Below are 12,736 nucleotides of genomic sequence, written 5' to 3' on the forward strand. Positions count from 1 at the left end.
TAGGCCGCCCTAAGCCTTTTTCCGATATGTCGATTTCGCTTTCGAATCCTGTTCGCGACACGCTGCCTTACCGCGCGATTTTCGTCGTATTCGTGCTGACGGCGCTGGCTTTGGCGGGCTGGCGCGTCGCCGCGCAGGTCGAAGGGGATCGCGGCATCGCCCCCATCGCCAGCAGCGGCGATTTCGAAGTGGACGGCATTTCGGTGAACGCCACCGGCAAAACGGCCGAGGAAGCGCGCACCAATGGCTGGCTTCAGGCGCAGCGCAAGGCGTGGGACGTGCTCTATGCCCGCACCCATGCCGGTGCCAAGGCACCGCAAGTGCCCGATTCGCGTCTGGCTCAGATGGTATCCGCCGTGGTGGTAGAGCGCGAGGAGATCGGCCCGCGCCGCTATGTCGCAAAGCTGGGCGTGATTTTCGACCGCGCGCGCGCAGGGGAATTGTTCGGCCAGACCGATGCGATGGTGCGGTCCGCGCCGATGCTGGTGCTGCCGGTGACCTATTCGGGCGGAGTCGCGCAGCTTTATGAACATCGCACGCCGTGGCAGCGCGCATGGGCACAGTTCCGCACGGGTTCCAGCCCGATCGATTACGTGCGCCCGTTCGGCGCGGGCGGCGAATCGCTGCTTTTGACCGCGGGACAGGCTAGCCGCCGCAGCCGTAGCTGGTGGCGCAACATCCTTGACGAATTCGGCGCGGCGGACGTGCTGGTGCCGGTGGCGCGGCTGGAACGCCAATGGCCGGGCGGTCCGGTGGTGGGAACATTCACCGCGCGCCACGGGCCCGACAATGCTTATCTGGGCAGCTTTACCATGACGGCGGCGGACGATGCCGAATTGCCCGCCATGCTGGAACGCGCGGTCGAGCGCATGGATGCGGTCTATGCGCGCGCCATGGCCGATGGTCGCCTGCGGGTCGACAATACGCTGAACGTGGAAGAGGCGACCATCGACCCCGCCCTGATCGAGGCGCTGACACGCGAAGCCGCACCTGCTGCTCCGGCCAACGCGCCGCAGCCGGGCACTGCCGCACCGGTGCCGCAGCCGGTAACCGCGCAGCCCGCCGCTCCGCTCAGCCGGTTCGCGGTGCAGGTGGCCACGCCCGACCCCGCATCGCTGGATGCCGCGCTGACGGGCATCAACGGTACGCCGGGCGTTGCGAATACCACGGTCGGCAGCCTTGCCATCGGCGGCACTTCGGTGCTGCAGGTGGGCTATGCCGGCAATCTCGACGGTCTTGCCGAAGCCCTGCGCGCCCGCGGCTGGCAGGTGACGCAAGGGGCCGATGCGCTGCGCATTTCGCGTTAGGCCATGGCCGCGCCGCCCAAACCCTTTGCCGGACAGATCCCGCTGCCCCTAATGCGGCACGGCGGTTCGACCCGCATCGTGATCGGCCCCGCGAACGAGGACGTGCTGGAGGCCTGTCGCCTTGCCGATAGCTGGCCGTTTCGCACCGCGCTTTTGTGGGGAGAGCCGCGATCGGGCAAATCGCTGATCGCGCGCTGGTTTGCTGAAAGCGGTCTGGGCGACGCCATCGATGATGCGCAAGCGCTGGACGAGGACGCGATCTTCCACCGCTGGAACCGCGCGCAGGAAGCGCGCCGCCCGCTGCTGATCGTCGGGCCGCCGGTGCCGGACAGCTGGCAAGTCACCCTTCCCGATCTCGGCTCGCGGTTGGGCGCGGCGCTGAATCTGCGGATCGAAACGCCCGATGACACGATGATCGAGGGGTTGATCGAGGCGCATGCCGAAGCGCGCGGGCTTGCATTGGCGGACGGGGCCACCACTTACCTCGTGCCGCGCGCGCCGCGCAGCTTTGCGGGGGTAGAGGCTCTGGTCGCGGAAATCGACCGCATCAGCCTTGAACGCAAGATCCCCGCGACGCTGGCGGTCTGGCGCGAGGCGCTGGACATTCTGGGCGGCGGCACGGGCGAGCAGGGCGATCTCCTTTAACAGGCGGCCTGCTTTAAGTTGCGGTGATCGCCCAACCGATTGAGCTAAAACGCGCACGGCTTGCCCCGCGGCGCTGCAAATGCGAGTATAGAGCCATGTTTGACCGGCTGATCGCCTATCTCGACTCCGTGGCGGAACGCGATCCCTCGCCCCGATCGCGCTGGGAAGTGTTGCTGTATCCGGGCGTTCTGGCGCTGGGCATGCACCGGATCGCGCACTGGTTCTATGGCGGCGGGCTGTTCTTTCTGGCGCGCTTTGTGAACCATACCGCGCGTTTTCTGACCGCGATCGACATTCATCCGGGTGCGAAAATCGGCCGGAATTTCTTTATCGACCACGGGTTCAGCGTGATCGGCGAAACCGCCGAAATCGGCGATAATGTCACGATCTATCAATGCGTGACCCTGGGCGGCACCAACCCCACAAACGGCATTCCGGGCAAGCGGCATCCGACCCTGCTCGACGGGGTGATCGTGGGGTCGGGCGCGCAGATCATCGGCCCCGTCACCATCGGCGAGCGCGCACGCATCGGCGCCGCTGCCGTGGTGATCGAGGATGTGCCCGAAGGCGCGACCATGATCGGGCAAAAGGCGCGTTCGACGCTGGTGGCGGCGGAAACCTATCAAAAGCGGTTCATGCCCTATGGCACGCCCTGCAAGGACCCGTGCGAACCGGCGATGCCCCGCATGGACGAACTGGAAGAGCAGATCGCCACGCTGAAGGCCGAGATCGACCGGCTGCGCGCTGCCAAGGGACAGGGGCCGCTGCCAATGCCCGAGCGCAAGGTAGAGCCCGCGCCTGCCGGTGAAGAGATCATCGACGAGGTGGGCAACGGATGATCGTCGCCCGTCCGCGCTTTCGTAACGGGGGCGCTGCGTGAATAATGTCGTTCCGATCCATGGCGGATCGCCGCCGCGCGGCGGGGTGCAGCAGATCGGTTTCGACCGGCTCGAACTCAACCGCATCCTCGACCTTTACGGCCGCATGGTCGCCGCCGGACAATGGCGCGACTATGCGATAGATTTCGGCAAGGACGCGGCCAGCTTTTCCGCGTTCCGCCGCGCCGCCGAACGCCCGCAGGTCCGGATCGAGAAATGCCCCGCACTGCGCAGCCGCCAGGGCATGTGGACCCTGTTCGGCGAAGCGGGCCAGGTGCTAAAACGCGGGCACGAGCTGGCTGGCGTGCTGTCGCTGATCGAACGACGCTTGCTGAAGGTCGTGGACGACTAGGCGGGGGTCCTGCTGGCAGTTCTGTCAGCAATCGTATAGGCTGTTAGCCTGACAGGGCGGGGGTGCCAGTGTATAGCGAAGACGATCTGAATTCCGCGATCGCGGCGGGCGCGATCAGCAGGCAATCGGCACAGGCGCTACGCGATCACGTGGCCCATCTCCGCGGAATGCCTCGCGGGAGTGAGGAGAATTTCCGCCTGCTCAACAGCTTCAACGATATATTCGTGACTATTGCCGCGGTGCTGCTGATGGTTGCGGTGGGCAGTATCGGTGCGCTGGTCTATGCGCCGCTGGGCGCGCTGGCCGTGGCGGCTCTGGCATGGGCGTTGTCGGAATATTTTGCGCTGAAACGTCGCATGGCTCTGCCATCAATCGTGCTGGCGCTGGCATTTATCGGCGGCTGTGCCCTATTTCCCATATTGCTGGGATCGGCTTTGCAAATGGAGGAAGGCTGGTTCGCCATTCCCGCCGGACCGCTTGCAGCCATCGCGGCATTTGCCCACTGGCGGCGGTTTCGCGTGCCGATAACCATTGCTGCGGGGGCGGCGGCGCTGATCGTTATGGCGATCGTCGGCCTGCTGGCCATTGTCGAACAATTCGCGGGCGTACTGGCCCAAACGATGACCACGCCTCTGGTGTTTATCGGCGGGCTGATCACATTCGGATTTGCGATGGCGTGGGACACGCAGGATCCACAACGGCTCACGCGGCGCAGCGATGTCGCGTTCTGGTTACACCTTCTGGCCGCCCCGCTGATTATCCACCCGCTGTTTTCATTCTATGGCGTGTTTTCAGGCGTGGGCACCAATATGTGGGGCGCGGTGGCGATCCTTGCCACCTATGTCGTGCTGGGGCTGGTTGCGCTGGCCATCGACCGGCGCGCGCTGCTGGTATCGGCACTGGCCTATGTGCTTTATGCTTTGGGCGAAGTGGTGCAGGCCTTTGGCGCGATTGAGGCGAGTGTGTCGATCACCACCTTGGTCATTGGATCGGCGTTGCTCATGCTTTCGACTTTCTGGACGAAATTGCGCATGCGGGTGGTGCCGCTGGTCCCCGCCGAGTTGCGGGCCAAGCTGCCCCCGCTGTCACCGGATATGGACAATGCGCAAGTCGCAGCGGGATAGTTAGGTTCCCGCAACCCAACTTTGGGGAAGGGGGCATGCGGCGCCCCGCTCGGTCAATCGGCCCCTCTGCCTGTTAAAGCGCCGCAAGCGCGGGCACCAGCTCGTCATAATGGTCGATGATCCGGTCGGCCCCCAGCGCATCCACTGGCATGCCGGGATAGCCGAAGCTGACCGCGATGGCGGGCATGCCTGCCGCTTGCGCCGCTTTGACGTCGAACGCGGAATCGCCGACGAAGGCCATGGATTTGCCGCCGCACAGGTGGGCCAGATGATTCAGCATGTCGGGCAAAGGCTTGGCCCGGTCGGTTCCCAGCGTATCGCCGCCGACAATGGCGGAAAAGCGGTTCTTCAGCCCGATCTGATCCAGAAGATCCACGGCAAGCGCTTCGAGCTTGTTAGTCGCAACGCCCAACTTGATCCCGCGGGCCGCCAAAGCGTCCAATGCGCGCTCCATCCCGTCAAAGGCGCGCGTTTCCACCGCGATATTCGCGCGATAATGCGTCAGCAACCGTTCATATAGCGGTTCCAGCTCTCTGGCGGGCACGCGCTTTCCATCGCCCAATGCTTTCGCCAGCAGCTTTTTGGCACCGCCGCCGATCATAGGGCGTATCTCTTCCAGCGGAAGTGCGGGTCGCCCCGCCAGCATCAAGGCGTGGTTCAGGGCATGTGCGATATCGGGAGCGGTATCGAGCAAGGTGCCATCGAGATCGAAACCGATGACGTCGAAGCGGATCGGGGAATGGTCGGGTTCGGACATTGCCTGTGCGCGCATGCCCTGTCCCTATGGAAACCGCAACAAATTGCTGGCAAGTCAGCCCCACACGAATTCATCAAGCCCGAAACCACTACCCCTTATCCGACCGGAATTGCCGTGACCGAACCAAGAGAGCTTGCCGTCATTATCCTCGCCGCGGGCAAGGGCACGCGCATGAAAAGCGCGCTGCACAAGGTGCTGCACCCTATCGCCGGCAGGCCGATGATCGACCATCTGCTGGCCAGTGCCGCCGCGCTGAACCCCGCGCGTACCATCGTCGTCACTGGCGATCTGCGCGAACAGGTGGAGCGCGCGCTGGCAGGCAAGGCCGATTTCGCGGTGCAGGACCGGCAATTGGGAACCGGCCACGCGGTGCTGCAAGCGCGCGAGAAGCTGAACGGTTTTACCGGCGATGTGTTGATCCTGTATGGCGATGTGCCCTTTTTGCGCAGCACGACCATGGCTGAAATGCAGCAGAGGTTGCACGCCGGCGATGCGCCGCCCGCCGTGGTGCTGGGCTTCCGCCCCGACGATGCACGCAGCTATGGCCGGATCATTGCCGACGATAACGGCCGGATCGTGAAAATGGTCGAGCATAAGGATGCTACCGATCAGGAGCGCGCCTGCAACCTGTGCAATTCGGGCGTGATGGCCGTGCGGGGCGAGGCGTTGTTCGCCCTGCTGGACCGTGTGGGCAACGATAATGCGCAGGGCGAATATTACCTGCCCGATATCGTGAACCTCTCCACTGCCGACGGGCAGGCCTGTGCCGTGGTCGAAACCGCCGATCCGTCCGAAGTGGCCGGTATTAACAGCCGCATCGAACTGGCCGACGCGGAAAGCCAGTGGCAGCAATTCCGCCGTGCCGAAGCCATGGCCGCGGGCGTCACGCTGCGCGCACCCGAAACCGTGTTCTTCAGCTGGGATACGGCGCTGGGCGTGGATGTGGTGGTCGAACCGAACGTGGTTTTCGGCCCGGGCGTGACAGTCGCCGCCAATGCCACGATCCGCGCGTTCAGCCATCTGGAAGGGGCCCAGGTGGGCGAGGGGTGCGAAGTCGGCCCCTATGCCCGACTGCGCCCTGGCGCAGTGATGGAACCGGCGGCGAAGATCGGCAATTTCGTCGAGGTGAAGAACAGTACCATCGGCGAAGGGGCGAAAGCCAATCACCTTACCTATCTGGGCGATGCCACGGTGGGTGCAGGCGCAAATATCGGGGCGGGCACGATTACCTGCAATTACGACGGCTATTTCAAACACCGCACGGTCATTGGCGACCGGGCGTTTATCGGATCGAATTCGGCCCTGATCGCGCCGTTGAAGATCGGGGCCGATGCCATCGTCGCGGCGGGCAGCGCGGTGACCCGCGACGTGGGCGACGGCGAATTGCGGCTGGTGCGCGGCGAGCAACTGGTCAAGCCAGGCTGGGCGGACCGGTTTCACGACGCGATGAAAAAGAAGAAGGAAACGAAATGAGCGGGCTGGCGATAGAAGGGCGTTACAACGGCAAGCCGTTCCTGCGCTTGCTCGACAGCTATGTGCTGGCGGCGACCGGCTATCTGGACCCGATTGCCGACCGGTCGCTCACCGCGATGGAGCCGCAGTTTCACAAGGCATTCGGCCAGACCGGCAGCTGGCGGTCCATCGTGGAGCAGCGGATGAAATTCCGCCCCGGAATGCCCGGCGCCATCCGCGAGGTGTGGGACAAGGGGCGGCTGAAGTTCCTGCAGGCCAATGGCAAGGAACCCGATCCGCGCGAATTCACGCGCCATTTCGTCGACACCAATTTCCCGCACTGACGGGGCAAAAGGAAACCTATTAAATGTGCGGGATTATCGGGATCGTCGGTGCAGAGCCTGTCGCGGACCGGCTGGTCGACGGGCTGAAACGGATGGAATATCGCGGTTATGACAGTGCGGGCATCTGCACCATACATGACGGCGCGCTGATCCGCCGCCGGGCAGAGGGCAAGCTGGCCAATCTGGCCCGCGAAGTGGCCGCACGCCCTGCCGCAGGCGATGTCGGCATCGCCCATACGCGCTGGGCCACCCATGGCGCTCCGACCGAGGCGAATGCCCATCCGCATGCCACCCACGAAGTAGCCCTGGTCCACAATGGCATCATCGAAAACTTCAAGCCGCTGCGCGACGAGCTGCTGGCGCAGGGGCGCAAGTTCGAAAGCGAAACCGACAGCGAGGTCGTGGTCCATCTGCTGTCGAGCCGGATCGAGCAGGGCATGTCGCCGCAGGACGCCGTGCGCGAAGTGCTGCCCATGCTGCGCGGTGCATTCGCGCTGGCCATCGCATTCCGTTCCGCGCCCGACATGCTGATCGGCGCGCGTCTGGGATCGCCGCTGGTGGTGGGGTACGGAAAGGGCGAGACCTATCTGGGCAGCGATGCGCTGGCTCTGGCTCCGTTGACGCAGGACATCACCTATCTGGAAGAGGGCGACTGGGTCGTCATCACGCGGCAGGGCGCGCAGATTTTCGATGCGGATGGCCAGCCGGTCGAGCGGCCGGTCACCAAATCGGGCGCCAGCGCCGTTGCGATCGAGAAGGGCAATTACCGCCACTTCATGCAGAAGGAAATCTTTGAGCAGCCGACCGTGGTGGCGCAAACGCTGCGCAGCTATATCCGGCAGCTGGAACGCACCGTCGCCCTGCCGCAGATCGATTTCGATATCACCAGCATCAAGCGTGTAACCATCGTTGCCTGCGGTACCAGTTACTATGCGGGGATGGTCGCGAAATACTGGTTCGAAACTTTCGCCCGCGTGCCCGTCGATATCGATGTGGCTTCCGAATTCCGTTACCGCGATCCAGTGCTGGAGGATGGCGGGCTGTCGCTGTTCATCTCGCAAAGCGGTGAGACAGCGGACACGCTGGCCGCGCTGCGCCATTGCAAGCAGGCGGGGCAGACCATCGCGGTCGTCGTCAACGTGCCGACCAGTTCCATGGCGCGCGAGGCGGATTTGCTGCTGCCCACCCATGCGGGGCCGGAAATCGGTGTGGCATCGACCAAGGCCTTCACTTGCCAGCTTGCCGTGCTGGCGGCGCTGGCGGCGCATTTCGCGGTCAAGAAGGGCCGACTGAGCGCGGCGGAAGAGCGCGAGATCGTCGACCATCTGTTGGAGGCGCCCGCCAGCCTGAACGATGCGCTGGCCCATGACGACGATATTGCCGCCATGGCGCATCTGATCGCGCCTGCGCGGGATGTGCTTTATCTGGGTCGCGGTCCGGATTTTCCGCTGGCGATGGAAGGCGCGCTGAAGCTGAAGGAAATCAGCTATATCCACGCCGAAGGCTATGCCAGCGGCGAGATGAAGCACGGGCCGATCGCGCTGATCGACGATCTGGTGCCGGTGGTGGTGCTGGCACCGTCGGGCCCGCTGTTCGAAAAAACCGTCTCCAACATGCAGGAAGTGCGCGCACGCGGCGGCAGGATCGTGCTGATCAGCGATGCGGAGGGGATCGCAGAGGCCGGTGAAGGCTGCCTTGCCACCATCGAAATGCCGCGGGTCCACCCGCTGATCGCGCCGCTGGTCTATGCCGTTCCGGTGCAATTGCTGGCCTATCACGTTGCCGTGGCCAAGGGGACCGACGTGGATCAACCGCGGAATCTGGCCAAATCGGTAACGGTCGAGTGAATTGGCATGACAGAATGGATTGATAATTTATCGATCTAGGGTTGACAGAGATATAAGTCCGGTTATTCCTTCCGCAAATAAAGTTGTGGGAGGGAGTTATGGACATGCGTCGCCATTTCGCGCGTGCCGGAAAATCATCAGTTCAGTCGGTCCTGCTGGCCGGAACCGCTCTGGCGCTGGTTGCAGCGCCCGAGGCGCAGGCGCAGGACGCGGAAGAACCGCAGACCGATGACGAGGTTATCGTCGTTTCGGGCATCCGCGCGACCATTCAGGGCTCGATTGCGGAAAAGCGCGATAATGATCTGATCTTCGACGCGCTGGCAGCCGATGAAATCGGTGATCTGCCTGCCCTTTCCATCGCAGAGGCGCTGGAAACGCTGACGGGTGCCAGCTCGCACCGCGAAAACGGCGGCGCGACCGAAATCTCGATCCGCGGGCTTGGGCCGTTCCTCAGCTCGACCACCATCAACGGGCGCGCGGCCACCAATGGCAGCGGCGACCGATCGGTCAATTTCAGCCAGTTCCCTTCGGAGCTGTTCAACAAGGTCGGCATCTACAAGACCCAGTCGGCCAGCCTGATCGAGGGCGGCGTGGCGGGCCAGATCACTCTGGAGACGGTCAAGCCGATCGATTACGGCAAGACCCGCGTGCAGGGCGAATTCAAGCTGAACGTCAATCCCGACAACCTCGACATCGAAGAGGATCAGCGGTTTCAGGACCTCGGCTATCGCGCCACGCTGAGCTATATCGACCAGTTCCAGCTTGGCGATGGCGAACTGGGCATTTCGCTCGGCTATTCGCGCAACAGCTCGACCAATCCCGAACAGGAAGCTGCGATCAGCAATACGCTGAACTATTGCTCTAACGTGCCCGGTTCGGGCACCGGCGTGTTCGGGTCGGGCAATTGCAACACCGACCGTCCCGACACGGCCGGTACCGAAGATTACGTGATCGCGCAGAACGGCTATTCCTATCGCCAGAACATCACCGAGGATGAACGCGATTCGTTTTTCGCGGCCCTGCAGATGCAGCCGGGGCCGGGCGTCGACATCAATCTCGACTTCCAATATTCGAAGCGGGATTTCCGTGAAAAGCGCCACGACCTCAACTTTTCCGAGGGACGCCGTATTGACGGCGTGGGGGATGCATTCGGCCTCGATTACGATCTGATCACTGGTCCCTATGGCGAACTGTACCAGTTCACCGGCGAGACCAGCATCGAATCGAACAGTGAATATTTCGAACGTCGCGAGGATTACTACGGCGGCGGCCTGAACTTCGAGGTAGAGGCGACCGACCGGCTGACCTTCTCGGGCGATGTTTCCTATTCGGAAACGAAGCGTATCGAAGAGGCGACGCAGGTGCGCATGCGTATCCGCGACGGCGAGGATATCTTCGGCAATGAAGACCAATACCCGCTGGCCTATCAAAGCAATGGCAGCAGCACCGACGACCGTGTGGAAACTGCCTATCTGATCGCGCAGAACGGATCGCAGATCCCCAATTTCGTGGTGCTGGGTTTCGACCCCGACAATTACGATCTGTACCGCGACAATGCGCGCGTTCGCTACGATCTGGAATCCGACCGTTTCAACTCGATATTCTCATGGCGGGGCGATCTGAATTACGAATTCGACGGCTTCCTGAAATCGGTTCAGGGCGGCGTGCGTTTTCAGGAACTGAAATACAGCGACGTTCCCGGTGCTTCGACCGGCACCAGCCGGATCGAGAACGTGTATAGCAACGAGGCGCTGGCAATCGCCAATCAGGCATGCCGCACCGCCTTTCCCGAAAGCGGTTTCCTGAGCTCTGTCTCGGGCGGCAATCCGCTGGTCACGATCGTCGACGAGAACGGCAATGTAACCGGCAGCACCAATACGTTCGCGACATGGGATGCATTGTGCCTTGCCCAGACGCTGGAGGCGAACGACCCCAGCGGTCTGATCGAGTTCGACGAGAATGCCGTGCCGATCTATCCCGACGGATCGTTCGATTCCATCCAGAACAGCGATGTCCGCGAAAAGACCAAGGCCGTCTATCTGCAGGCCAATTTCGACGGTGATCTGGGCGGTTTGCCCGTCTTGGGCAATTTCGGCGTTCGCGTGGTCGAAACTACGGTCAGCTCCAAGGGTTTCCGCGGCGCACTGACCGCCGAATTCGACGATGTGACCGGCGAATTGCTGTCGATCAGTGAAGACCAAAGCACTCTGAGCGAGGTAAAGGCCAGCAACAGCTATACCGAATTCCTGCCCAGCTTTAACCTGACGGCCGAATTCCAGCCCGACCTGCTGGGCCGTTTCGCGGTCTATCGCGCGATGTCGCGCCCCGATCCGTCGTCCATGTCCTATGGCCGCACGTTCAACGCGCTGGCCGAAGGCGATACGCCGATCTATTCGATCGAGGATGCGATCGGCACGGCCAATGCCACCGGCAATCCGTTCAGCGATCCGCTGATGTCATGGAACGCCGATGTCGCGGTGGAATGGTATCCGGATGCGGATTCGATCCTGGCCGTGGGCGCCTATTACAAGAGCTTCAACGGCGGGTTTGAAACCGTTGGCCGGTACGAAACCTTCACCGTCGACGGGCAGGATCTGCAAACGCTGGTCACCACGACCAACACCACCGACGATACCAGCACGATCTGGGGTTTCGAAGTGACGGCGGCCCACCGTCTGGCCTGGCTGCCGCAGCCGCTCGACGGGCTTGGCTTCAAACTCAGCTATAACTTCGCGGATTCGAATTTCGAATTCGAGGACGATACGCTGGGCGCGATTACGACGGTCAATCCCGATGGCACGACTACGGTTAGCGAGGGGCTGATCCCGCCTGCCAATATCTTCGGCCTGTCCAAGCACGTATTGTCGGCACAGGCGTTCTATGAAATCGGCAATCTGGAGCTGCAGGGCGTGTACAAGTATCGCAGCAGCTATTTTCAGCAGTTCGTCTCTACCCCCGGGCGCGTCCGCTATGTCGATGACACCGGCGTGTTCGAGGCGCGAATTTCATACAAGCTGACCGACAATATCAGGTTGAGCGCGGAAGGGCTAAACCTCTTCAACGAACCGCGAACCGATTATCGCGGCACGACAAACAATATTAGTCAGGTCCTTTCCTATGGCCCCCGCTATTACTTCGGGGTCCGGGCAAGGTTCTGATCGTGGTGCCCGGTGCAAACCTCTCCAGTGCACCGGGCACTCTTTTTGTCCTACCAAAACATGCGCTATCCTTGCTAACGGCCCTTTACAAAATCGGGGCAATCTCGGACGACGGTGCGCTATGACTGGAACAAGACTATACCAATCGATCGCCGAGCAGATCGCTCAGCTGATCGACGACGGCGCCTTCCCGCCCGGCACCCGCTTGCCGGGAGAGCGCGAAATGGCCGAACGGCTGGGCGTCAGCCGCGTCACCATCCGCGAGGCAGAGATTGCGCTTCAGGCCGTGGGCAGGCTTGAGATCAAGACCGGATCGGGCGTGTATGTCAGCGAGCGTCAGCCAGAGCTGATGGGGGCACTGCCCGGCGCGTCGGCATTCGAAGTGACCGAGGCCCGCCTGCTGATCGAATCCGAAGCGGCGGCGCTGGCGGCGCATAACATCACCGAAGAAGGCATCGAAACGCTTGAAAAGCTTGTCGAAGACATGCGGTCGAGCGACGAGAAGATTTCGAACGAGGCGGACGAGAAATTCCACCTGACCATCGCCAAGGCATCGAATAATGCGGCGATCCTTCACACGATCCAGACCTTGTGGCGCATGCGCGAGGATATTCCGGACGTGAAGGCCACCTATGAATCGGTGTGCGTCCACGATGCCGACACCCGCACAGAGGAACACCGCGCCGTGTTCGACGCGTTGAAGAACCGCGATGCGGTCGCCGCGCGGGCAGCGATGCGCGAACATTTCCACCGGCTGTTGCAGGCCATGCTCGACGCGACCGAGCAGCAGGCTTTGGAGGAATTGCGCAAGCGTGCATCGGAAAGCCGCGAACGCTTTACCACCGCGCAAAAAATTGGTTAGCCAAATTGGA

General features: G+C 62.5%; 11 protein-coding genes. 10 read left to right on the plus strand and 1 reads right to left on the minus strand.

The features are described 5' to 3' along the window. The first annotated feature begins 26 nt into the window (after positions 1 to 26). The 5 genes from LOZ77_RS15930 (at position 27) to LOZ77_RS15950 (ending at position 4,306) form a co-directional block, all read left to right on the plus strand. Positions 27 to 1,307, plus strand: a complete 1,281-nt coding sequence (locus LOZ77_RS15930; RefSeq protein WP_230279953.1) for a heavy-metal-associated domain-containing protein — start codon at positions 27 to 29, stop codon at positions 1,305 to 1,307. Positions 1,308 to 1,310: 3 nt separating this feature from the next. Beyond that, complete coding sequence (locus LOZ77_RS15935; RefSeq protein WP_230279954.1) at positions 1,311 to 1,952, plus strand: ATPase; 642 nt, start codon at positions 1,311 to 1,313, stop codon at positions 1,950 to 1,952. Positions 1,953 to 2,047: 95 nt separating this feature from the next. Continuing rightward, the gene (epsC, locus tag LOZ77_RS15940) at positions 2,048 to 2,791 is read left to right on the plus strand and encodes a serine O-acetyltransferase EpsC (RefSeq protein ID WP_230279955.1); all 744 of its coding nucleotides are present in this window, start codon (positions 2,048 to 2,050) and stop codon (positions 2,789 to 2,791) included. A 37-nt stretch (positions 2,792 to 2,828) separates the two neighbouring features. After that, entirely contained in the window at positions 2,829 to 3,182 is a 354-nt protein-coding gene (locus LOZ77_RS15945) for a DUF2794 domain-containing protein (protein WP_230279956.1), read from the plus strand. Between the two features lie 68 nt (positions 3,183 to 3,250). Next, positions 3,251 to 4,306 (plus strand): hypothetical protein, encoded by a 1,056-nt coding sequence (locus LOZ77_RS15950; RefSeq protein WP_230279957.1) that lies wholly within the window; start codon positions 3,251 to 3,253, stop codon positions 4,304 to 4,306. Positions 4,307 to 4,379: 73 nt separating this feature from the next. On the opposite strand, the gene LOZ77_RS15955 is transcribed toward LOZ77_RS15950, so the two are convergent. Continuing rightward, positions 4,380 to 5,078, minus strand: coding sequence for an HAD-IA family hydrolase (locus LOZ77_RS15955; RefSeq protein WP_230279958.1), 699 nt, complete (start codon positions 5,076 to 5,078; stop codon positions 4,380 to 4,382). Between the two features lie 93 nt (positions 5,079 to 5,171). Here LOZ77_RS15955 and glmU point away from each other — a divergent pair, with 93 nt between their 5' ends. From glmU to LOZ77_RS15980, 5 genes are all read left to right on the plus strand, one after another. Then, entirely contained in the window at positions 5,172 to 6,536 is a 1,365-nt protein-coding gene (gene glmU, locus LOZ77_RS15960; RefSeq protein WP_370638087.1) for a bifunctional UDP-N-acetylglucosamine diphosphorylase/glucosamine-1-phosphate N-acetyltransferase GlmU, read from the plus strand. Further along, positions 6,533 to 6,859, plus strand: a complete 327-nt coding sequence (locus LOZ77_RS15965; RefSeq protein WP_230279959.1) for a hypothetical protein — start codon at positions 6,533 to 6,535, stop codon at positions 6,857 to 6,859. Before glmU ends, LOZ77_RS15965 begins: the two co-directional genes overlap by 4 nt. Before the next feature lie 23 nt (positions 6,860 to 6,882). Then, on the plus strand, positions 6,883 to 8,706 hold the full coding sequence (gene glmS, locus LOZ77_RS15970) for a glutamine--fructose-6-phosphate transaminase (isomerizing) (RefSeq protein ID WP_230279960.1): 1,824 nt from the start codon (positions 6,883 to 6,885) through the stop codon (positions 8,704 to 8,706). A gap of 104 nt (positions 8,707 to 8,810) precedes the next feature. Further along, positions 8,811 to 11,864 carry a TonB-dependent receptor gene (locus LOZ77_RS15975; protein ID WP_230279961.1) on the plus strand — a complete coding sequence of 1,018 codons (3,054 nt, stop codon included), beginning with the start codon at positions 8,811 to 8,813 and terminating at the stop codon, positions 11,862 to 11,864. A 121-nt stretch (positions 11,865 to 11,985) separates the two neighbouring features. Continuing rightward, on the plus strand, positions 11,986 to 12,726 hold the full coding sequence (locus tag LOZ77_RS15980) for a FadR/GntR family transcriptional regulator (RefSeq protein ID WP_230279962.1): 741 nt from the start codon (positions 11,986 to 11,988) through the stop codon (positions 12,724 to 12,726). The last annotated feature ends 10 nt before the right edge of the window (positions 12,727 to 12,736 follow it).

It is taken from the genome of Croceicoccus sp. Ery15 (assembly GCF_020985305.1).
Classification (GTDB): Bacteria; Pseudomonadota; Alphaproteobacteria; order Sphingomonadales; family Sphingomonadaceae; genus Croceicoccus.

Excerpts from the sequence above, each read along its gene's own strand:
- LOZ77_RS15930 (WP_230279953.1), top strand. The coding sequence starts at position 27 with ATGTCGATTTCGCTTTCGAATCCTGTTCGCGACACGCTGCCTTACCGC.
- LOZ77_RS15935 (WP_230279954.1), top strand. The coding sequence starts at position 1,311 with ATGGCCGCGCCGCCCAAACCCTTTGCCGGACAGATCCCGCTGCCCCTA.
- LOZ77_RS15955 (WP_230279958.1), bottom strand. The coding sequence starts at position 5,078 with ATGCGCGCACAGGCAATGTCCGAACCCGACCATTCCCCGATCCGCTTC.
- LOZ77_RS15980 (WP_230279962.1), top strand. The coding sequence starts at position 11,986 with ATGACTGGAACAAGACTATACCAATCGATCGCCGAGCAGATCGCTCAG.
- LOZ77_RS15975 (WP_230279961.1), top strand. The coding sequence starts at position 8,811 with ATGCGTCGCCATTTCGCGCGTGCCGGAAAATCATCAGTTCAGTCGGTC.
- epsC (WP_230279955.1), top strand. The coding sequence starts at position 2,048 with ATGTTTGACCGGCTGATCGCCTATCTCGACTCCGTGGCGGAACGCGAT.
- glmS (WP_230279960.1), top strand. The coding sequence starts at position 6,883 with ATGTGCGGGATTATCGGGATCGTCGGTGCAGAGCCTGTCGCGGACCGG.
- LOZ77_RS15965 (WP_230279959.1), top strand. The coding sequence starts at position 6,533 with ATGAGCGGGCTGGCGATAGAAGGGCGTTACAACGGCAAGCCGTTCCTG.